The organism is Opitutaceae bacterium (genome assembly GCA_041395105.1).
GTDB lineage: Bacteria > Verrucomicrobiota > Verrucomicrobiia > Opitutales > Opitutaceae > B12-G4.
This window is the reverse complement of sequence record JAWLBB010000003.1, coordinates 174,639-196,512: the sequence shown is the minus strand read 5'-3', so window position 1 is coordinate 196,512 and position 21,874 is coordinate 174,639. Positions and strand designations below refer to the sequence as shown.

Below are 21,874 nucleotides of genomic sequence, written 5' to 3'. Positions count from 1 at the left end.
CGTTGTCCCCGGCCGCTAAAACAAAACGTAGCATGAACGGGTTTGTTTTCGAACCAAAAACCAAACGTAGCACCCTACGGTTTGTTTGGTTTGTAGCATAATACGTTACAAACGTCCGGGGTCGCCCGCGGGGAAGGGCCCGCCCAGCGTTCACGCCTACACGGAGGTGACCGATCTGGCGGTAGCGCGTGATCGCCGGGCGCGCCATCGACCCGTCACGGCCCATCTCGATGGTGTCGGAAAGCACAGCCGCGGCCCGCGATGTTTCCCTCAACGTTCACCAACCAAGTGCCATTACAGCACCCTACGGTTTGTTTGGTTTGTAACATAATACGTTACAAACGTCCGGGGTCGCCCCCGGGGAAGGGCGCGCCGCCTTCCGTCACCGGGCCGCCGCGGCCTCGGACAGGATCCAGTCCGGGCTTTCGATGACCAGTTGCCAGGCGTCCCGGTAGTAGCCGAGGGTGGCCACGATCTCGACCGGCTCCCCCGGCTTCCAGACGGAGAGCATCTGCTCCCGCAACCCTGGATTCGGGATCCAGACCGCGACGACTTCGTCGCCCCGACGAACGGATAGCGGGTTCAACGCGGCCACCTCTGCCTTGAGCCGGAAGCTGAATCCGAGGAGACCAGTGTCCAGGAGTCTGCGACTCTCGGGCAGGCCTCCGACCTGTTCGGGTGAAACGGCGGGCCTCACCCGGGGCGTGAGCTCTTCGGTGCCCGGATTCGTCAGATCGATCCAGGACGGCGCGGGAGCCTCCGGAAAGGCAAAGCGTGCCGCTATCGGGAGATGGTCGGTGTAGCCGTAGCCACTTTCCCTGGTGGCATGCCAGCGAATGGGCGTACCGGTGACAGGATCCGCGTTTCGCCCCGGCAGTCGGATCACACGGAACGAGTTGTCGATGTAGGTCACTCCCCGGCGTTCGTAGAGCCCCCGGGAAACGATGAGGTGCATCAGGGTGCCCCATTCATTGCGGTAGGTGTCGCTGCCCCGCTGGTCCGGGCTCAATTCATACCAGAGATTGTAGAGGTCGGGTCCTTTGAGATCGAGCATGGCGGCCTCGTTCCCCTGCGACCCGAGCTCGTCGTTCAGCGCCGTCCGGGTCATCGCGGGATACCGCAGTTTCTGATCGTACTGGGAATTGAAGTCGCCGCCGACCACCACATCGGCCAGGGGATCCGCCGCAAAGATCTCATCCAGGCGTTCACGCAGGACACGGGCATTTCCGACCCGGATCTTCTCCAACTCTGCATCGCCGGCTCCCGATTTCCAATGATTGTTGAAAAGATGGAGCCGAGAGTCACCGGCCAGGACCACCACTTCAAGAATGCCGCGAGCGCCGTCTGTGGGGAGCGTCCGGCTTTCCTCGATCGGGAGTTGCGAGAAGACCACGTTCTTGTGGGCGATCGTCCGTCCGGTGGGATCGGCCCGGTAATCGCTGACCCGGATGTCATAAGGACCCAGTCCCGCTTCGGCCAATGCCTTGAGGACAAACGCCTCGACCGGCAGATTGCGGATCTCCGGGTCAAGCGGTTCGCGGAGCATATCGACAAGCGGGACGGCGGCATAGCGCTCGAGGAAGGACTCCGGGTCCAGACGACCTGGTCCCGGGGTCTGATCGACCTCGAATTCCTGGAACAGGATGATTTCCGCACCCTGCCCTTCGCCTGCTGCGGCGACAATCTCGGCAATGTGCCGGACCTTGGTCAGCACCTGTCCCGGGCCGTATTTGTCGGGAGAAAAATCAGAGAAAAGCGCATCGCCGTCGACATCGAAGAGATGCTCGGCATTGAGGACCAGGATATCGAAGGTCGTTAACGATCCGCGTGCGGATAGTCCCAGCAGGGAAATCAGGAGAAGAAACACCCATCGGGAGCCGATCATTGGCATCGTTGATGGGTGAAAGCGCCGCTTCAATCAAGCCTGCCGCGAAAATCCTGAATCGATACGCAGTTCGTCCGCGAGTCGCTTCACCCGATCGAGTTCCTCCTGCGGGAGTGGAAGTGCCCTGTCGTGCTCAAAACGGTCACGAACGCTGTCCGCCATGCGCGCAAAGGCAGCGGGGCTCTCCAATCCGATGAATCGGAAGGCCCGCTCCAGTTCCCCTTCCAGATCCTGGCAGAGTGTCTCGTATCGGATCCGGAGCAACTGGTTGCCGCAGGTCTCCTGAGCCTCCCTCCAGGACTGGTGGTAGTGACGCCGGCGCTCTTCAAAGTCGGCGAAGGTCGTGCGCTTTCGGAACGAACGCCAGAGATCGACCGGGGTCTTCTCGATCACCAGACACGGAGTTCCGGCCGGTGCCCTGGCCATGACCCGGGGAAGACAGGCCTGATAGGCCGGAGTCTTGTCAAGCAGTCGCGAAGTGCGCCCCCTGAACAGGGGCGATGTTTCGCGGATCGCCTCGTAGGCCGCCCTCCAATTGTCGGCCTGGCAGACGCGGTGGATCAGCGATTCCGGGATGCCCCAATAACCCGCCTCAACCGAGTCCATCATCCATTCATACCAGGGATCAATCTCAGGAAACCGTGCCGGCTCCGATGCCAGGAGCAGTCCTCCCTCAAATCCCCCTGCGAGTCCCGGATGCTGAAGCAGCAATTCGGCAAGCAGCGTGGTACCCGAATGCTCGATGCCGGTGACAATGACGACGGGGGATTCGGACATCAGGAGAGTTCGGCTGTTCGGCCGTCTTGATCGGTGAGCTGGACCCGGATGACGGGTTTGCCGGCGTTGCCCCTCACGGGAAAGATCGCGCGGAATCCGCTCATGCCGGCCTGGGGTTCGCGTGCGAAACGTCGGGCTACATCGGGCCGAGGCAGGGGAAAGGCGCATTCAAGCGAGGGTCGATCGTCGAGAAAAACCTGAAGCCCGCAGGTCAGGCGACCCGGGATGAACGCCCAGCCCGCCACTTCGACCTCGCCCCCTCCTCCGACAATCGGAGTCGCCCTGCGATCAAGGTAACCGAAACAGACGACGGGCTCGGGTTCTTCCTGCGGGTCCCACCGGGCAAATGGCCGGGTGCTGCCGTCGCGCAGCACGGCAATCAAACGCAGTGGGGCGGAAAACGGGGCCGGCACGTAGACATAGCCCTGAAAGCCCGCTTCAACCGCCTCTTGCCCGGTCAGCGGACCGACCAGATCCGGACGCGGCAGGCCGCACTGGCAGGATCCCACGCGCCGGTCACCGGAGTAGACACGCAGGGCCTGGGGCCGGTGTCGGCGGATCGAGCCACCTGCTGTCTCTTCCAGGAGAACCCAGCCGCGGAAGGGGTTGATCCACCCGCACTGCAGGGTATCGCGGTCCGCCGGACTCTCGATAGCACCGGTTGCAACGGACAGCCCCGATTCCTCGACAGCCTTCGCGTGGATGACCCAACCGGACATGGTGTGATGATCGGGATCGATGCAGGCCGGTCAGTCGCGTCCTGCTCGATTGTGTTTCTTCGGCTCAGTGGTGGTGATGTCCGCCGGGTCCGTGAACATGGCCATGGGAGATCTCGGACTCGGTCGCGGGACGCCGCGAGAGCACTTCGACTTCAAAGAACAGATCCTGGCCGGCCAGGGGGTGATTGGCGTCGAGGGTCACCTTGTTGCCTTCGATCGCCACCACGCGGACGATCGGGGCATGATGATCCTCCCCCGCCTGGAACTGATCGCCGACACTGATTTCCTCGACCGGAAGGGCATCGCGCTCGACCGTCTGGATCATCCGTTCATCACGTTCCCCATAGGCGCGGGCAGCTTTGACGATGACCTCCTTGCGGACGTTCAGCGGCGTCTTGATCAGGGGAGTCTCGAGACCCTCGATGATGGTCCCGGCTCCGGTCAGGAAGGTGATCGGTGAATCGGCGGATGATGAGTCAAGGATTTCACCCTGCTGATCGCGGAGAATGTAGCTGAAGGAGATGACGTCAGGTTGCATCGGGAAGTTGGTTCAGGATTGAAGCGCAACGGTCAGGCATCGATGACGACGGGCCAAGCAAAAAAAAAACGCCTGAGGCAGCCGCAGGTCACGCCGCGCGAAACAGGGTCACCAGACCGGAGAGCAGGAGGAGCAGCGAAATCAGGATCATGAACGCCCGATGCGAGAAACGCGCCACCAGCCTTTCGGCCGCCAGGCCCGCACCCATGACCACGAGAGTCGCCATGGCGGCCGCCGGCAGCACCCGCATCTGAAACTGACCGCTCCAGGCGAGCCTGATCAGCAGCAGGGCATTGATGCAGATCCAGACCGCCGCCAGGGTCGCCCGAAAGGTCTCCTTCTGCGTGAAGGCATTCCGCGCGTAGAGAATGAGGACACTGCCCCCCGAAGCGAACGCTCCGTGAACGGCACCTGCCCCCATCAAGACCAGGAAATTCAACCAGGCCGGCCAGGTTCGGTGCCGCTCGGTCTGGTGAAAGAGTCCGAGCAGGCCCGAGAGAATGAGGACACCGCCGAGCACCAGGAGAATCTCACGGCGGGGAAGAGATTCCACCAGAAGAACTCCGATCGGCGCCCCGAGTATCATTCCCCCACAGATCAGCCCCAGCTTCCTCCAGTCGATGAACGCGGAGTTGTGCCGGAGGATGACCGCAGACTGGACTCCTCCCATCAGCATGAGCACACCGATGGAGAACTCCAGGTCCCCCGTCGCCGCCATGAAAAATGGCATCGCGAGCAGACTGGACCCGTAGGCGGCGAAAGAACCCAGAAAGTGCGTCACCGACACGATGAGCAGAATCAGCAGAAGCGTCGCCAGGGGTGGATCCACGGCCGCCGATCGTGCCTACCGTCCGGCCGGCGTAAAGGACCGATTCCGGCCTGCCCGGTGCGAAAGATCGTGGAAAAGCACCCCCCGGGGGCCTCAATGAGGCCCGAAAAGCAACTTTGGGCTTCACCCCGTGAGGGGGAATGCGTGTGCTGGAGCCATGACCGAAGAGAGCAGCCTGCCCAAGGTGGGGGTGATCATGGGAAGCACCTCCGACTGGAGCACGATGAAGCACGTGACCGATGTCCTCGATGCCTTCGCCGTTCCTTATGAGAAAGAGGTCGTCAGCGCGCATCGCACTCCCGGGAAACTGTATGAGTACGCCCGGACCGCCTCCACCCGGGGACTGAAGTGCATCGTGGCGGGAGCCGGCGGAGCCGCCCACCTTCCCGGCATGGCAGCCTCCATGACCACCCTTCCCGTTCTCGGCGTCCCGGTCGAATCCGCAGCGCTCAAGGGCATGGATTCACTCCTCTCCATCGTCCAGATGCCCGGAGGCATTCCGGTGGCGACCTTCGCCATCGGCAAGGCGGGTGCCCGGAATGCCGGCCTCTACGCCGTGGCCATTCTCGCTCTCGGTGATCCCGGTCTCGCCGAACGGCTGGCCGCCTTCCGGCGGGATCAGACAGATACCGTCCTCAAGGCACGACTCGATTGATCCATGATCCAACCCGGCAGGACGATCGGCATTTTCGGAGGCGGCCAGTTGGGCCGGATGTCCGGGATCGCGGCGCGGCGGATGGGCTTCGGCCTTTCCATCTTCGAGCCGGCTCCGGCTTGCCCGGCCGCCGCTGTGGCGGACCGGGTGTTCACCGCACCCTACGAAGACGAGGAGGCGCTTGAATCCTTCCTGAAGAGTGCCGACGTCCTGACCTACGAGTTTGAGAATATCCCCGCATCCACCGTGCGCTTCGCCGCCGCCCGCCGGGCGCTCCATCCGTCCGCCGAGATCCTTCATATCTGCCAGAACCGGGAACGGGAAAAAAACTTCCTCCGCCGCGCCGGCATTCCTCACGCTCCCTTTCAGGTGGTCGCCAACGCCGCCGAGCTGACCCGGGCTCTGGAAACGATCGGCTTTCCCTGTGTCCTGAAGACCGCCGATTTCGGCTACGACGGAAAGGGTCAGATCAAGATTCCGGCGCCCCCGGACGACCCCGAAGCGCTCTGGAAGGAGTTCAACGCCCCGCGCGGCGTGTTGGAGGCCTGGATTCCCTTTGAACGGGAACTCTCCGTAATCGTGGCCCGCAACCCGCAGGGACAAACCGCCGTTTTTCCCCTCTCCGAGAATATCCACACCGACCATATTCTGGATCTCTCGATCGTCCCGGCCCGGGTAGACGCGGGCATCGCCCGGGACACGGTCGAACTCGCCCGGACGATCGCCGACGCCCTCGATCTGACCGGCCTCCTGGCCGTCGAGCTCTTTCAAACGGAGACCGGCGCTCTCCTGGTCAACGAACTCGCGCCCCGTCCCCACAATTCCGGCCACTTCACCTTCGATGCCTGTGTCACCAGCCAATTTGAGCAGCATGTCCGCTCCGTCTGCGGACTCCCGCTCGGCTCGACCGACCTGCTGCGCCCGGTCGTCATGGTGAACATTCTCGGCCAGGCATGGTCCCGGGGCGAACCCAATTGGTCCGTTCTGTTGGCCGAGCCCGGATTGAAACTGCACCTTTACGGGAAAGGCGAAGCCCGGACGGGCCGGAAAATGGGACACTTCAGCGTTCTGGCCGAGTCCGTCGATCTCGCCCTGAAAAAAGCGCTTTCGCTGCGACCGGTCGTCTTTCCGGCCGCCCGTCCCCCCCACGAACACTCACCCGCTTCTTCGATCCATTCCTGACTGCCACCTGGGATCAATCCGCCCGATCCGGCAGCGGCTTCCCCCTCCAGAAAGAGTATCTCCCATGCCCAACAAAATCCGAGCATCCCTCAAAGACATCGCCACGGAGACCGGCCTGTCGATCTCGACGGTTTCGGAGGCTCTCCGCCACAGCCCGAAGGTCCGGCCCGAAACCCGGAAGCTGGTCGAAGATGCAGCTGCGCGCCTTCACTACAAACCCAACCCCCTTGTCACCGCGCTGATGTCCCAGGTGCGGGAAGCCAAGCAGCCCACCGACAGCCTGGTTCTTGCCCTGATCGATGCCGCCGACCGCAACCAACCTCAGTCGGTTTCCCCCTGGAACCGGCGCGTCATCGAGGGGGCAAGTCACCGGGCTTCCATCCTGGGATGCAAGACCGAAGTCTTCTCTCTCCGGAAGGATTCCATGACCGAGGAACGGATCAACCAGATCATCCTCGCGCGGGGAATCCAGGGCGTCCTCGTCCTGTCCATGCCCAATCCATTGTCGGAGCTGAAACTGGACTTCGATCAGTTCTCCCTTGCCACCATCGCCTACAGTCTGCGCCACCCGCGCCTCCATCGGGTCTGCGCCGATCATGGCCGCGGGATGAGGCTCGCCCTCAAGAAAGTGACCGATCTCGGATACAACCGCGTCGGGCTCTACAGCGATCGGGAAACTGAATTGCGGGTCAATCACCAGATGCTGGCTTCACACTACTGGTACAACCAACAGATACCCGAGGAATTCCGGATTCCTCCGCTGGTCTCCGATTTCTACGCCAAAGATGAGTTTGATGCCTGGTTCGACCGGTGGAAGCCGGACGCGATCATTTCCCCGCGCGACTTCGTCGTGACCTGGTTGAATGAACGGGGAGTCAAGGTGCCGGAGGAAGTCGGTTTCGCTTCCCTCAATCTGACCGAGGGCGGCTTGCCGGCCTCCGGCTGGAACCAGCGGCCGGACCTGCAGGGAGAAGCCGCCGTCGAAACCATCATGGACCAGCTCAATCGCAATGAACGCGGCATCCCGGAGAATCCCAAGACAATCCTCCTCGAAGGCGAGTGGACGGAAGGCCCGACCCTCGTGAGCAAACCCCGGCCCGGTCTCGGGCGTCTCGGGAAACTCTTCATCTCGGTCTGAAGGCGCCGATCGACTGCAGAACGTGCCTGGGGCGTCGATTCTCCCTGAAACCCTTCAGCTTTCCCCATCCTCAAGGCCATCCACCAAACCCGACCTGCCGCATTCTTGTTCACCTGACTTCCTCCCGCAACCATGCCCTTCAAGGTCAAACGCGCCATCATCACGGCTGCCGGTCCCAAGCAGCGTCATCTTCCCCTCCATACCCTGACCGACGAAGCGGGACGCCAGTCCAGCGTCATTCACCTTCTGGTTGAGGAAGTCCTCCAGGCCGGAGTAGAGGAGATCGGACTCATTCTCGCGCCCGGTGACCGTCGCGATTATGCGGCCGCGCTCGTCGAATACAAGGAGCGGGTCCACTTCATCGAACAGAAGAAGCCGCTCGGCTACGGTGATGCGGTCCTCCACGGACGCGAGTTCGCCTCGGGCGAGCCTTTCCTCCTGCAGGTCAGCGATCATCTTTACCTCAGCGGAAGTCCCACCAGCTGCACGCGCCAGTTGATCGAGATCGCCGAAGCGGCGGACTGTTCGGTCTCCGCCGTTCAGTCGACCCACGAGAGTCAACTTCCCTACTACGGCACCATCAGCGGCAATGTCCTGCCCAACCGCGACGGGATGTATCAGATCGAAAAGATCTTCGAGAAGCCCACCCCCACCGTGGCGGAACAGGAGTGCGTGGTGCCGGGCTTGCGCCACGGCTATTACCTCTGCTTTTTCGGCATGCACATCCTTTCCCCGACCGTCTTCGACCTTCTGCAATCCGAAGCCGATGCCCGGGCCGGCGAACCGTTCGGACTCTCCCCTTCCCTCAATGCCCTCGCGGCCGGCGAACGTTTTCTGGCGACCGAACTCAACGGCCGGCGGGCCAATCTCGAAGTCCAGTTCGGCTTCCTCCGGGCTCAGGTCGCCCTCGGCCTGCACGGTTCGAATCGGGAGGAGGTCCTCAGCCTCCTGACCGAAGAACTGGCCCATGCCATGAGCCGCGGAAATCTCCAGGCGCCCGGGCAATAGATTTCAACGTGGACACGATTCTTATCAGTCTGGTCGAGAATCGGCCGGTCAAGGGCCCCATCCGTTCCTTTGAGCAATGGTGCGCGCAGGCCGATGCCCCCGCTTTGCTGGCCGCTCTCGAAGACCTCGAGACCTACCGGCGCACCGCGGACAATTTCTACCACCGCGTCCGGTCCATCTTTTTTCTCTACGCCATTCACCGCTTCTTCCTGCCCCCTCATCTCGGCGACCGAACGGTGGGGCGCATTCCGTTCGAGGGATTTGACCATTGCCTGGCCCGCCGCTACGAGGAGGCCATTGCCAGCTTTCGACGGGTCCAGCAGGCAGACGGCAGTTCCGACGCCCTGAGCAGCGCCCTGGCCATGGCCTACCACAGCCTGGCGTTCAAGACCCTCGCCAGCCAGGTCCAGAAGTCGGTCCGGGCCGTCCGGGGCAACCGCTGGATGTTCCGGATGGGGCACGCCCTCGACCACCCCCTGCGCATCCGGCCGGAAATGCTGGCCCGGGAGTCGCCGCGCGATCCCCGCCCCGTCCTCTTTGAAGAGACACCGGTCCGCATGGACCTCAGTCACAGCGCCTGGAGCGACATCTTTTTTCTCGGGATGGATTTCCCGGAAGGCGCCCGGGTGCTCAATGTCTCGGTGGATCTCGGGGTTCACGGACGCGACGCCGAAGTACGCCCCCCTGTCTCCGCCTACCTCCGCGTCATTGACGAACCGGTTCTGCGTCTCTCCAGTCTCGATCTCGAGGCCAGCGCCGACCTGAGCCACCTCGCCGACGTCTTTGACTTTGCCAAGGACTACCTCGGCCTGCTCAAAGCCGCCGTCATCGCTTCGGGCATCGTCCCGGCCGGCCTCGAAGGCTCGGGCCAGCCGCTGGCCGCGGTGCTCGGGCGCATCCTCGGACCCGGGAAAGGACTCGAATTGACCAGCCATGTCCGGGACATCCCGAAAGGATCCCGTCTCGCCGTGTCGACCAACCTCCTCGCCTGCCTGATCGCCCTCTGCATGCGGGCCACCGGCCAGACCCGCTCGCTCACCGGCCCGCTCAATGAAGACGAGCGGCGCACGGTCGCCGGGCGAGCCATTCTCGGCGAGTGGCTCGGCGGATCCGGCGGCGGCTGGCAGGATTCGGGCGGGGTCTGGCCCGGCATCAAGCTGATTGAAGGGGAGATGGCCCGGGAGGGAGACGTCGAATTCGGAACCAGCCGGGGCCGGCTGCTGCCCCGCCACACCCTGCTCGACCGCAGCCGTGTATCCGCAGAATCCCGACAAGCCCTCCAGGACGGACTGGTCCTCGTTCATGGCGGCATGTCCCAGAACGTCGGCCCCATCCTCGAGATGGTCACCGAGAAGTACCTCCTCCAGCTCGATCGCGAAACCGTCGCCCGCCGGGAAGCCGGCGAAATCCTCGACCGGATCGTCCGTTCCCTCGAAAAGGGCGAGCTCTCCTCCCTCGGCGAACTGACCACACGCAATTTCATGGGGCCGCTCCAGACGATCATCCCCTGGGCCAGCACCGCCTATACCGAACGATTGATCACCGATGCCCGGAACGCGCTGGGCCGGGCCTACCGGGGATTCTGGATGCTCGGCGGGATGTCGGGGGGCGGGATGGGATTCATGGTTGATCCGCAGGACAAGGCCGCCACCCAGGAAAAGCTGCTCCGGATCATGCGCGAGGCCAAGGCGGACTATGAAGAGGCCCTCCCGTTTGCGATGGACCCGGTGGTCTACGACTTTGCCATCAATGAGACCGGCACGACCGCCCGGCTCCGGTCCGGGAGGGACGCAGCCATCGCTCCGGAATACTACCTCATGATGGTCCCCCGCTGGATCCGACAGGACCCCCGCCTCCTCACTCAGACGCAGCGCAGCGACCTCGAGACCTTCCGCATCCAACATTTGAGTACGAATTCCAGCCTGGCGGCCGATCTGGCCGCCCGCCTCGTCCCGAAGCCCGACCTGGAGGAGGAGGGCGATGCCCGGACCCTCCCGGAGCTCCTCCTCACCCACGGATTCGACCCGGTCCAGCACGAACGGATCCGCGCCGACCTGGAGAGCGGTCGCATCGGCCTGTCCCGGAATCGCCTGCCGCCCAGTGCCCAGATCGACGATGTCCGTCCCGGCGATGTCGAGGACCTGACCGGCGCCAACCGTGATTCCTCCGATGTCCGGAGGGGCGAAAAGGCCCTGCGCGAGGGCCGGGTTGCAGTCATTACCCTGGCGGCCGGAGCCGGCAGTCGCTGGACCCAGGGTGCCGGCACGGTCAAGGCGCTCCATCCCTTCGCCCGGCTGGCCGGGCGCCACCGGAGTTTCATCGAGGTGCACCTGGCCAAGACCCGTCGGGCGGGCCGGCTCCATGGGACCATCCCGCCCCATCTCATCACCACCAGTTACCTGACCCAGGGGCCGATCCAGCGGTTCATCGATCGGCACGAAGGGTTCGGGCTCGGGGAAGCCATTCGCCTGTCCCCGGGGCGGTCGATCGGGCTGCGTTTTGTCCCGACCGTTCGCGACCTGCGCTTCGCCTGGGAGGAAGTGGCCCAGCAACAACTGGACGCCCAGCAGGAAAAGGTGCGGCAGAGCCTTCGCCGGGCTCTCATCGACTGGGCGCAACAGACCGGAGAGGCGACCGATTACCGGGACAATCTCCCCCTCCAGTGCCTCCACCCGGTCGGCCATTGGTACGAGGTGGCCAATCTGCTGCTCAACGGCACCCTGCGCGACCTGCTGAAGATCCGGCCCGGGCTATCGACCCTCCTTTTGCACAATATCGACACGCTCGGCGCGGATCTCGATCCGGCCGTTCTCGGACGTCACCTGGCGACCGGGGCCGCCCTGAGTATCGAGGTCATTGCCAGGCGGATCGAAGACCGCGGCGGAGGACTTGCCCGGATCAACGGGCAACTCCGGCTGATCGAGGGCCTCGCCCTGCCCCGCGAGGAAGACGAGTTCAAACTCTCCTACTACAACACCCTCACCTCATGGATCGAAATTGACGCCGTTCTGCGGCGGTTCGGCCTGGATCGCGACGACCTCGATCAGGCCGGGAAGGTTCAGGAAGGTGTCCGTACCCTCGCCGAGCGCATGCCGACCTACGTGACGATCAAAGACGTCAAGAAGCGCTGGGGACATGGGCAGGAGGATATCTTCCCGGTCGCTCAGTTCGAGAAGCTCTGGGGCGACATGACCGTGCTGCCCGACCTGGATTGCCGCTTCTTTGTCGTGGCCCGTTCCCGCGGCCAGCAGCTCAAGGACCAGGCTCAACTCGACGGGTGGCTTCGCGACGGATCCGCGGCACACCTGGAGTCCCTCTGCGCCTGGGATTGATCGCTGCGCCCGAGGATCCGGATGTGGCCACCGCGCTCATCCGCGCCGCCCCGAAGAAACGTCTCCTGACTTCCTCGTCCTCCGGCCTTCGGCCTTTTTCTTCCCGTCAGGTCCGGACGCCGACTTTCTCAAGGATCCGCTGGAGATCCTCGTTACCCTGGTATTCGATCAGGATATGCCCTTTCTTCGGACTGTGCTTCAGGGTGACCCGCGCATTGAGGTGTGAGCCGAGCCGCCGCTCGATATCCGCGATGGCCGCCTGCTCGACGGCGGGTGCCTTTCGCACGCGGCCTCCGGAAGATCCCCGATTGACCCTGGCGGCCTGAACCAGTTTTTCCGTTTCCCGCACACTCATCCCCTGCTCGATCGCCCGACGCGCCATCGCCAGTCGTTCCTCCGGAGACTCCAGACCAAGCAGCACCTTGGCGTGACCGGTTGAGAGCAGCTCCTTGGCCAGGTAACCCTGGATCTCCGCTTCGAGCTGCAGGAGGCGAAGGGCATTGGCCACCGTCGCCCGACCCTTTCCCACCCGATCCGCCACCTTCTCCTGGGTCAGGTCGAAATCCCGAATCAGGCTCGCGTAGCCCGAGGCTTCTTCGATCGGATTGAGATTCTCCCGCTGGAGGTTCTCGATCAGGGCCATCGATGCCGACGAAAAATCGCCCGCCGTGATCACCCGCGCCGGGATGGTCTTGAGCTTGATCAGCTGAAAGGCCCGCCAACGGCGCTCGCCGGCGATCAACTGATAGCGATCGCCCAATCTCCGCACGACGATCGGCTGGAGAAGCCCCTCGGACCGGATGCTTTCGGCCAACTCGGACAACTGGTCCGGAGAAAACTCCCGGCGGGGCTGGAAGGGATTGGGATCGACCGCCGAAACCGCGATATCCTCAAAGCCGGCCGCCGTGGAGGCTGGCTTCACGGGAAGTTGCGCCGGAGGCACCGCTGCCTTGACCGGAGCCTTCGGGGCCTTCTTTGCCGCGGGGGCTGCCGGCTTCTTCGCCGGCTCGGCCGCAGCCTGTCTGGTCGGGGAACCGCCCGATATGAGAGCGCCCAGTCCTCGACCGAGCCGTGATTTTGGCGACGCCATGATGAAGCCTATTTCTGTGGGATGAAGAGGGTCTGCCCGACCTGCAGACCTTTCGGGTCAGCGATCTTGTTGGCATTCTGGATGTCCCTGATGCTTGAATTGAACCGGGTGGCAATCGAGGAAATCGTATCGCCCGGAGCCACCGTGTAGGTCACCCCGGTCTTCGGGTAGTCATCGGTGAAGTTGATGGAAGGCTTGACCGTCGCCGGCCGCTGGGAAATGCCGGTCGCCAGACTGTCGATCGCGGCCTGGGTCTGCTTGGCCAGCTGCTCGATCTGTTTGGTTACGTTGAGGAGCATCTCACGATCACCCGCCTGGTAACCGCGGGTCGCCTCCGCCACCGCCTGATTGAGCTGGGCCAGGGTCACAACGTTGGAGGTGAGATCCCCCATGCGGTCGATGCGGTCCCTGAGGGTCTGGTTCTCGCGGGTCAGCTGCTCCACCTGCAGCGTCAGGCTGCGGGTCCGTTCGTCGAGCACCCGGATGTCTTCCTGCATATTGGCGACCTGATACTGGGGGTTCAACCCCTGATACCCGGTCTGAGCCCGGGTCGCCGGCAGAGCCGCCAACGCCAGAATGCCCGAAACCGAAAGAAAGAATCGATGAAAAAGCCGCGATTTCATGGGAAAAGGCTGCGCTATTCGGTCCTCGAAAACAAGCATCAAGCGCGCAGGGGCTCATTCCCCACCAGGACCGGCATGGCCTGGGAATCGAAAAGGGTTCCCTCCGGGATCGGAAATCCCCTCGCGAATTCCGTCGCTTCAAGCATCCGCCCGCCGGGCCGCTGGAGCCGGCGGATGCGGAGGACACCCGAACCCGTGGCCACCCGCAACCCCGCCGCATCAAACCCGAGGACCCGGCCCGGCGGGTCGCCCCCCGCTTCGGGAAGCGCTTCGGCCAGGCCGCATCGAATGGACAGGTCGCCCATCTTGATGTTCACCCCGGGCCAGGGGAACAGGCCGTTGATCCGCCGCGCGAGCATTTCAGCCGAAGCCGAAAAATCCAGGACCCCGTCCGCCTTCCGCAGACGCCGGGTGAAGGTGGCCCGGGAATCATCCTGCGGTCGCAGGACCACGATCCCCTGTCCGATTGAGTCCAGGTTCCGCTGCACGAGCGGAACGCAGGCCGCCGCCAGTTTCGCCTCCAGCGTGGCCGCCGTCTCGAGGGGATCGAGGCGAACCCGCTCAAGGTCCACCACCGGCCCCGCATCCAGCCGGGCCACCATCTTCATGAGGGTCACCCCGCCTTCGACGTCACCTTCCAGAACAGTCGCCTGGATCGGCGAGGCCCCCCGGTATTCCGGCAGCAGGGAGGTGTGCAGGTTGTAGATGCCCCGCGGAGGTGTATCCAGCCAGCTCTGACGAAGGAGATGGCCGTAGGCCATGACCAGGATCAGGTCGGGCCGGATCGATTCCAGCTTGAGCCGCTCCGTCTCATCAAGGCGGTCCGGCTGGAGGACCTCGATCCCACGGGCCATCGCCCAGAGCTTGACCGGATTCGGCCTGACCTGCTGCCCGCGCCCGCTCGGACGGTCCGGCTGGGTGTAGAGGGCGACGATCTCCGGCCCGCCGATCCGCCCCGCCAAAGCCTCGAGCAGCGGCAGGGCGATCGGGTCCGACCCCATGAAAACCAGGCGCGTCATGATCAGGAAACACTCACTTGGACCTCAATCCGGGTAGGACGGCGCACGCGCCTCTCAATCGTTCTTGTAACGCTTTTCCTTGCCGACCAGGTCAAAGACCATCGGGCAACCGCTGAGATGGAACGCGTCGACCAGTCCCGATTCGAGATAGCGACGGTAGGACTCCGGAAGTCGGCGTTCCTGATTGCAGAAGATCCGGATGCGAATCGGACGGTTCCCCGTCTGCACCGCATAGAAAACCCGGAAACGCCGCCCTTCGATCCGGGGCGGAGGCTTGCGCTCCGTCAATCGGGTGAGGGCCTGGTTGAGCTGGCCGGTCGGGATGACGGTGTCGAGCCGCCGGTCCAGATCCCGGGCTGCCTTCAGCATCGTCTGCACGGCGTATCCGGTCAGGGCTGACACATAAACGAACGGGGAGCCCGCGGCAAAGAAGAGACTGCGCTGGGCCGCCCGGCTGAAGGAATCGCGGAAGTCCTTTTCATCCTCGTATTCGGGCAGGGTGCCTTCGGCGAGTGCCTTGATCGCCAGATCCCATTTGTTGACCACGATGATCATGGGCTTGTTTTCCTTGATCACTTCTCCGGCGACCGCCTGGTCCTGGCGCCCGACTCCGGCCAGGGCGTCGAGGACGAAGAGCACGACATCCGATCGGCGGATGGAATCAATCGAACGCACCTGGGAAAAGTACTCGACCGGCGACGACAACTTCATCCTGTGCTTGATGCCCGCGGTGTCGGTGAGGTGAAACGGCCACCTCTCCCCTTTCTTGGACACATAATCAAAGTCCGCCTCAATCGTCTCGCGGGTCGTCCCGGGAACATCGCTGACGATCATGCGGTCCGCTTTCAGCAGCCGGTTGCTCAGCGAGGATTTGCCCACATTGGGTCGCCCGAGAATGCATAGGCTCAGGCGCTTCTCGGCTTTCTCCTCCGGGCCGGTCTCGACGGAGGGTGGACCGAGGACCCGGGCAATGGCATTGCGGAGATCGTCCTCCCCCCGGCCGTGTTCGGCCGAGATGAGGATCGGCTCACCCAGGCCGAGGGAATAAATCTCCTCCCAGGGAGGATCGCGCCGGTCATGGTCGATCTTGTTGATGACAAGCAGGACCTTCTTGCCACTCTGGCGAAGACGCTCCGCGATTTCCAGGTCCAGCGAGGTCAATCCCTCGGTCCCGTCCATGAGGAAGAGGACGACTTCGGCCATCTCGATTGCGAAATAGACCTGTGCGTCGACGGCTTTGACGATCTGATCCGGAGTATCGCCGGCGGCCAGTCCGAGTCCTCCGGTATCGAGCAGTTCGTAGAGCCCCTCAATATCGGTCCCGATCACATCCCGGGTCACTCCGGGCTGGTCATGGACAATGGAAATCCGTTTCCGGGCAAGACGGTTGAAGAGTCGGCTCTTGCCCACATTGGGGCGGCCGACAATGGCGACTGTTCGACGTGAAGACATCAGGTGGAATGGGCCCTGCCAGCGAAGCGCTCGATTCGGTCACAGGCTTCGATCAATTTGTCGTAGGCCGTCGCGTAGCTGCACCGGACAAATCCGTGTCCGTCGGGTCCGAAGGCGCGGCCGGGAACGACCGCCACCTTTTCCTCGTTGAGCAGACCGACGGCAAAGGCATGGTCATCCATTCCGGTCGCCCGGATGTCGGGAAAAACATAAAAGGAGCCCCCCGGCTGATGACAGCCGAGCCCGGCTTCCCGAAGCCGGCGGACCATGAGGTCACGCCGCCGCAGGTACTGCTCCTTCATCCGCAGGACATCGTCCTCGCCGTGATTGAGCGCCTCCACCGCCGCCTCCTGACTCAGGATCGGCGCACACATCATGCTGTACTGATGCACCTTCATCATCGCTTCAATCAGAGGTGCCGGGGCGCAGGCATAACCGATCCGGAATCCGGTCATGGCGAAGGCCTTGGAAAATCCGTGCAGGAAGATCGTGCGATCGCGCATCCCGGGCAGGGTCGCGATGCTGGTGTGAACCGCCTCGTAGGTAAGTTCGGAATAGATCTCATCGCTGAGGACGAGCAGATCCTTCTCCACCGCGAAGCGGGCGATGCGCTCCAGCCGGTCCCGGGGGGTGATTCCTCCCGTCGGATTGCAGGGCATGTTCAGGACGAGCACCTTGCAGCCGGGCCGCCAGGCGGCGGCCAATTGGTCGGGATCAATGCCGAACGCGTCATCCACCGTCGTCCGCACCGGGATGCCCACCCCATGGACCAGGCTGATGCTCGGGCTGTAGGAAACGTAACACGGCTGGTGATACATCACCCCGTCACCCGGATTGACCACGGCCCGGAGGGCAAGGTCGAGCGCCTCCGATACCCCCACCGTCACGAGGATCTCGTTGTCCGGCCGGTAGGACAAGGCAAAGTGTGCCTCCAGGTAGCGGTTGATCGCGCGGCGCAGCTCGATCAACCCCAGGTTCGAGGTGTAATAGGTCTTTCCACGCTCCAGTGCGAAAATGGCGGCCTCGCGAATATGCCAGGGCGTCACGAAGTCCGGCTCCCCGATTCCCAGCGAGATCACATCGTCCATCCTGGCCACGATCTCGAAGAAATCGCGGATGCCCGACCGGGGCAGGCCGACGACATGGCCGGCTACAAATCGCCCGGGGTCGGAGGTGCCGGGGCCTTTCACTTCAGGGTTCACTGCCGTGTTCATCGTCATTCGGTTCGATCGGGCTCAGGGCGAAATCGAGAGTCGCCCGGTGTCCGACTCGGGGTGCTTGATCAGGTAGCCCTGTTCCTTGTAGGCCCGGAGGACAAAATGGGTCGCTGTCGAAAGGACCCCCTCGATCGTGGCCAGGCGCTCCGAGACGAAGCTGGCCACCCTCTGGAGTGAACGGCCCTTGACGAAGACCAGGAGGTCGAAGCCGCCGGACATCAGGTAGCAGGACTCCACTTCGTCGAATTTGCTGATCCTTTCGGCCAGACGGTCGAATCCGCCTCCCCGCTCCGGTGTGATCCTCACCTCAATCGCCGCCCGGACCAATCCGTCTTCCTCCACTTCCGGGTTCAGGACCGGCCGCCATCCCAGGAGCACTCCCGATTTCTCGAGCGCCGTCATCTGGGCGTCGATCGAGGCTTCGTCAACCCCGAGGACCTGCGCCATCTGGCTGCGATCCAGTGTCTCACCGGAAAGAAGGAGTCTGAGCACGTCGTTCATAGAAAGTCGGTTATCCAGCCTTTTCCGAGGCATGGCCAGAAGGAAAACGCGGCCGGGCTCAAGGTCGCTTCAGCAGGATCCCGTCCGGAACCGGTATCGCCGTCCATCCCTGGTCTTCGAGGGCCGCCGCCCCTGCGGCGTCGAAATAGGGCGACATCCTCCAGTTCCTGTCGATCAGAATCAGGTCCGGGCGATGCACCGCGAGCAGGTGCCCCAGCTTGAGCTCGCCGGTATTTACCGCATTGCCTCCGTGGGTGGTCAGCGGTTCGACCGCCTTGACCCGATCGGGACCCAGGAGATCGGCATAGGATCCGGAGGAAACGCCGAGAAGTGTTGCCGGGGTCTTCGACGGCAGTGCGGCCTCCAGAATCTCCAGTGTCTCCCGGACCGGACATCGCTCGGTTCCGGCAACAAAGGGTCGCGGGCTGATCACCAAACCGGTGATCCCGATGACCACCGCCAGCACTGACGCGCGGCGGTTCCATCGGGCTGAGGGTTGGGTTTCCCCCAGACGGTGCAGTGTGCCGATGACGGCCAGCCCCAGAGGAAGAACGGGGAGCAGGTAGGATTCCTTTGCGTAGACAATCACCCCTGGTGCGATGACCAGAGCCCCACTCAGGATCGCGACCACGGTGCTCCTGTTTTCACGGAGAATCTCAAGGGCTCGCCGACCACTCGCTTGTGGACTCCGAATCAAGACGACCCATCCGGGCAGAGTCACCAGAAGGCAGATGAGAATGGCCAGGCCCGATCCCGATACGCCGGCTCCTTTGGGTCGCCAGAGTCCCAGATAGGCCGCCGGGACCCGTTGCAGGTTCCACCAGACATGGTTGGCCAATGCCCCGGGGTTGACCCGGGCGGCCTGTCCCAGGGATTGAGCGCCGGGAAAATCCCGCTCGGTCACCAGGGGATAGTCAAGGAACGGATTGTTCCCGGGGAACTCCCCCTCCTGTTGAAGGTGCAGGGCATAATGTTGTTCCACCGCGAACCAGCCGCGATTTGCACCCCAATTCCAACCGTCGAGGTGGAGCAGGACGAATCCGACCAGGCCCCAGGCCATCCCGGCCCCCAGCCAAGTCGGCCAGGCCCGACCACCCGAGCGCGCGCAACCGCGCCGGACCCGTTCCACAACCACGACTGCCACCACTGCGACTAAGGCGAATTGATACTCGAGACGGGTCAAGGCGGCCAAAGCCACGCATCCAATCGCGATGATTGGAAAGCGCTTGAGGGTCAGGAGCCCGAGGAGAAACCAGAAAAGGGCCGCCTGATAGGTCAGGATGGGATGTCCGAGCTGAAAATCCGAAATCACCCAGACCGCGGCCAGGGAGAGTCCCGCCAGGATTGATGAAGCCGTTCGGGCCGCGAATAGAAAAACGACCACGGCCAGCGCGATCTTGATCGCGTAGTGAGCGGCGAAAATGGCGCCGATCCGGCTGAATAAACTCACCCACCCCGCGTAGATGAACGATGCCAGCGGCGAATCGGGCGGATTTCCCAACCCCCCGCCGGCCAGAAATGCAGCTCCTTTCGCCATGGTGCGGGCTTCGTCCCAGAGAGGCAGGTCCATCGCATGGTGAAGCGGATAAAGGAGACAGGCCTGGACAAGGCCCACCAGGATCGCGCCAAGAACCCATGACAACCGGCAAGGTTGATCGATCCGCTCAATACAGCGGACCCAGGCCGGCGGAAGAATCCGGAGCCGCCGGAGGCGGTCGACCCACTCACCCGTGTAAGGACGGAGCGCGAACAAACCCGCGACCATCGCCGCGATCCCGGTCAACCCGAGCCAGGGGATTCTCCCGGCCGCCGCCCCTGAAGTGGGAGCCATCGCGCCCAGAAACAGGTAAGGATCCCTGGCTCCATCCGTGAAGCGTGCGACGAGCACCCCGTCCTCCATGGTGAGCGAAGCGATCTGGTTGCCGGCCCGGACGCCTGCCAGATCCACGGGGTAAAGCAGCCGCCCCGACCCCGATCGCAGCTCCAGCCGATGGATTCGAACCAGTCCCTCCGAACGCAGGGGATCGAACCGAACTGACCTGAACGCGTCGTGGGGTACCGGAAAACGGAGTGTCCGGACCCCTGCCTTCCCGATTACCGTCGCCCCCGCCGAGTCGACCTCCCGGATGCCCTGACCGCGGTCCCAATAAAGTTTGGCCAGTCCATTCCGATCCGCCTCCAGATCGACCGTGATGGTCCATGGAGAGATCCGGTCTCGCGCATAGAAGGTCAGCTGGCGCGTCACCCGGTAAGTCTGAATCGCCAGTCCAAGCATGAGCAACGAAACCAGGATTCGGGGCAACAACCGCATCCACAAGGAACTGTCGCATGACGGTGCCTGCCGCAAGAAAGGAGATTTTTTTGGCTTTAGCCCCGGGCCCTAACGATCTAGGGACAGGATCACGTCGCTCCCGTCGCTAACCAGAATTTCCCTTCGATCCCATGTTTGAAACACTGACCGAGAGGCTCAGCCAAGCCGTCCGCAATATCCGTGGCGTCGGCAAGCTCACGGAAGAAAACGTCAATGATGCCCTGAAGGAAGTGCGGACCGCCCTGCTCTCGGCCGATGTGCATTTCCGCGTCGCCCGGGAATTCGTCGACCGGGTCAAGGAAAAGTGCCTCGGCCAGGAGGTCACCCGGTCGGTCTCGCCCGGTCAGCAGATCGTCAAGATCATCAATGACGAACTGGTCAGCCTGCTCGGCGAAGGCAGCACCGGGCTCAAGACGAACCGTCCTCTCCGGATCATGCTTGTCGGACTGCAGGGTGGCGGCAAGACAACGACCGCCGCCAAACTGGGACGCCTGCTGACCAAGTCGGCCTACAAGCCACTGCTGGTGGCCTGCGACATTTACCGACCCGCCGCCATTGACCAGCTGGAGTTTCTTGCCGGGCAGGAATCCTTCGAGTTTTACGGGGACCGGACAAGCCGCGATGTCTCCGCCATCGCCGAGGCGGCACTGAAGAAGGCCACCCAGGTCGAGGCCAATGCCATCATCTTCGATACGGCGGGTCGTCTGCAGATCGACGAAACCCTCATCCAGGAGATCAAGGATCTGCGCGCGCGGATCAAGCCGGACGAGGTCCTCCTCGTGGCCGACGGCGCCCTCGGCCAGGAAGCGGTCAATGTCGCGAAGGTCTTCAACGAGGCCGTTCCTCTTACCGGTCTCATCCTGACCAAGATGGACGGCGATGCCCGGGGCGGTGCGGCGCTTTCCATGAAGGAGGTGACCGGCTGCCCGATCAAGTTTCTCGGCGTGGGAGAAAAAACCGCCGACTTCGAAGTCTTTCACCCGGATCGGATGGCCTCGCGGATCCTCGGCATGGGCGACGTCGTTTCCCTGGTCGAGAAGGCCCAGGAGAACATCGATCAGAAGGAAGCGGAGCGGATGGCGGAGAAGCTCCGGAAAGCGGATTTCAATTTCGAGGACTTCCTCGCCCAGATGAAGCAGCTCAAGAAGATGGGACCGCTTGAGGGGATCATGGGCATGCTTCCGGGCATGAGCGGGGTCAAGATCGGCAACGACGCCGAGGACCGGATGAAGAAGGCCGAGGCCATCGTCCAGTCGATGACCCGTCAGGAACGTCTCAACCCGAACCTCCTGAACGGAAGCCGGCGCCTGCGTATCGCCCAGGGCTCCGGGACGAAAAGCAGCGACGTGAATCAGCTGATCAAGCAGTTCACCCAGATGCGGAAAATGATGAAGAAGATGAAGGGTGGCGGCATGAAGAAGATGATGCGCCAGATGGGCAATATGCCGGGCATGAGCGGGTCCGGCGGTGGAGGCGGCCTGCCCAGGTTATAGGAACGCCGCCCTCGAAGTCCGCCTCGGGTCGATCGGGTCGCACTCCCGCGCGACCGTGGAGGACTGGTGCGTGCGCTTTTTTCGGTCGTCAACCGGTCGGCAATC

18 protein-coding genes are annotated in these 21,874 nt (G+C 63.3%); 6 read left to right on the top strand and 12 right to left on the bottom strand.

Features of this window, described 5'->3' with window-relative positions; translation table 11 throughout:
- Positions 1-382: 382 nt before the first annotated feature.
- The 5 genes from R3F07_12365 to R3F07_12345 all read right to left on the bottom strand — a co-directional run bounded on the left by R3F07_12365 (position 383) and on the right by R3F07_12345 (position 4,748).
- On the bottom strand, positions 383-1,885 hold the full coding sequence (locus tag R3F07_12365; GenBank protein MEZ5277166.1) for a hypothetical protein: 1,503 nt from the start codon (positions 1,883-1,885) through the stop codon (positions 383-385).
- 33 nt (positions 1,886-1,918) lie between these two features.
- Positions 1,919-2,662, bottom strand: a complete 744-nt coding sequence (locus tag R3F07_12360) for a sulfotransferase (protein ID MEZ5277165.1) — start codon at positions 2,660-2,662, stop codon at positions 1,919-1,921.
- Entirely contained in the window at positions 2,662-3,381 is a 720-nt protein-coding gene (locus R3F07_12355; protein MEZ5277164.1) for a hypothetical protein, read from the bottom strand. Before R3F07_12355 ends, R3F07_12360 begins: the two co-directional genes overlap by 1 nt.
- Before the next feature lie 64 nt (positions 3,382-3,445).
- Positions 3,446-3,919, bottom strand: a complete 474-nt coding sequence (locus R3F07_12350; protein ID MEZ5277163.1) for a peptidylprolyl isomerase — start codon at positions 3,917-3,919, stop codon at positions 3,446-3,448.
- Between the two features lie 88 nt (positions 3,920-4,007).
- On the bottom strand, positions 4,008-4,748 hold the full coding sequence (locus tag R3F07_12345; protein ID MEZ5277162.1) for a sulfite exporter TauE/SafE family protein: 741 nt from the start codon (positions 4,746-4,748) through the stop codon (positions 4,008-4,010).
- Between the two features lie 157 nt (positions 4,749-4,905).
- Between R3F07_12345 and purE the strand changes: the two genes are divergently transcribed.
- From purE to R3F07_12320, 5 genes are all read left to right on the top strand, one after another.
- On the top strand, positions 4,906-5,403 hold the full coding sequence (gene purE, locus R3F07_12340; protein MEZ5277161.1) for a 5-(carboxyamino)imidazole ribonucleotide mutase: 498 nt from the start codon (positions 4,906-4,908) through the stop codon (positions 5,401-5,403).
- A gap of 3 nt (positions 5,404-5,406) precedes the next feature.
- Positions 5,407-6,585 carry a 5-(carboxyamino)imidazole ribonucleotide synthase gene (locus tag R3F07_12335; protein MEZ5277160.1) on the top strand — a complete coding sequence of 393 codons (1,179 nt, stop codon included), beginning with the start codon at positions 5,407-5,409 and terminating at the stop codon, positions 6,583-6,585.
- A gap of 64 nt (positions 6,586-6,649) precedes the next feature.
- Positions 6,650-7,723 (top strand): LacI family DNA-binding transcriptional regulator, encoded by a 1,074-nt coding sequence (locus R3F07_12330; protein MEZ5277159.1) that lies wholly within the window; start codon positions 6,650-6,652, stop codon positions 7,721-7,723.
- A 132-nt stretch (positions 7,724-7,855) separates the two neighbouring features.
- Positions 7,856-8,731: a sugar phosphate nucleotidyltransferase gene (locus tag R3F07_12325; GenBank protein ID MEZ5277158.1), complete on the top strand. Its 876-nt coding sequence runs from the start codon at positions 7,856-7,858 to the stop codon at positions 8,729-8,731.
- Positions 8,732-8,739: 8 nt separating this feature from the next.
- The gene (locus R3F07_12320) at positions 8,740-12,063 is read left to right on the top strand and encodes a UTP--glucose-1-phosphate uridylyltransferase (GenBank protein ID MEZ5277157.1); all 3,324 of its coding nucleotides are present in this window, start codon (positions 8,740-8,742) and stop codon (positions 12,061-12,063) included.
- A gap of 106 nt (positions 12,064-12,169) precedes the next feature.
- Here the strand turns inward: R3F07_12320 and R3F07_12315 are convergent, their stop codons facing one another.
- The 7 genes from R3F07_12315 to R3F07_12285 all read right to left on the bottom strand — a co-directional run bounded on the left by R3F07_12315 (position 12,170) and on the right by R3F07_12285 (position 20,267).
- Positions 12,170-12,985 (bottom strand): ParB/RepB/Spo0J family partition protein, encoded by an 816-nt coding sequence (locus tag R3F07_12315; protein MEZ5277156.1) that lies wholly within the window; start codon positions 12,983-12,985, stop codon positions 12,170-12,172.
- A 176-nt stretch (positions 12,986-13,161) separates the two neighbouring features.
- Entirely contained in the window at positions 13,162-13,776 is a 615-nt protein-coding gene (locus tag R3F07_12310) for a LysM peptidoglycan-binding domain-containing protein (protein MEZ5277155.1), read from the bottom strand.
- A gap of 38 nt (positions 13,777-13,814) precedes the next feature.
- Positions 13,815-14,795, bottom strand: a complete 981-nt coding sequence (fmt, locus tag R3F07_12305) for a methionyl-tRNA formyltransferase (GenBank protein MEZ5277154.1) — start codon at positions 14,793-14,795, stop codon at positions 13,815-13,817.
- Between the two features lie 54 nt (positions 14,796-14,849).
- Positions 14,850-16,247: a ribosome biogenesis GTPase Der gene (gene der / locus R3F07_12300; protein MEZ5277153.1), complete on the bottom strand. Its 1,398-nt coding sequence runs from the start codon at positions 16,245-16,247 to the stop codon at positions 14,850-14,852.
- A complete protein-coding gene (locus R3F07_12295; protein MEZ5277152.1) occupies positions 16,247-17,461 on the bottom strand; it encodes an aminotransferase class I/II-fold pyridoxal phosphate-dependent enzyme in 1,215 nt (404 codons plus the stop codon). The genes der and R3F07_12295 overlap by 1 nt, the downstream gene beginning before the upstream one ends.
- A gap of 21 nt (positions 17,462-17,482) precedes the next feature.
- Complete coding sequence (locus tag R3F07_12290) at positions 17,483-17,965, bottom strand: Lrp/AsnC family transcriptional regulator (GenBank protein MEZ5277151.1); 483 nt, start codon at positions 17,963-17,965, stop codon at positions 17,483-17,485.
- 58 nt (positions 17,966-18,023) lie between these two features.
- Positions 18,024-20,267, bottom strand: coding sequence for a hypothetical protein (locus R3F07_12285; protein MEZ5277150.1), 2,244 nt, complete (start codon positions 20,265-20,267; stop codon positions 18,024-18,026).
- 140 nt (positions 20,268-20,407) lie between these two features.
- Between R3F07_12285 and ffh the strand changes: the two genes are divergently transcribed.
- Entirely contained in the window at positions 20,408-21,769 is a 1,362-nt protein-coding gene (gene ffh / locus R3F07_12280; protein MEZ5277149.1) for a signal recognition particle protein, read from the top strand.
- Positions 21,770-21,874: the final 105 nt, after the last annotated feature.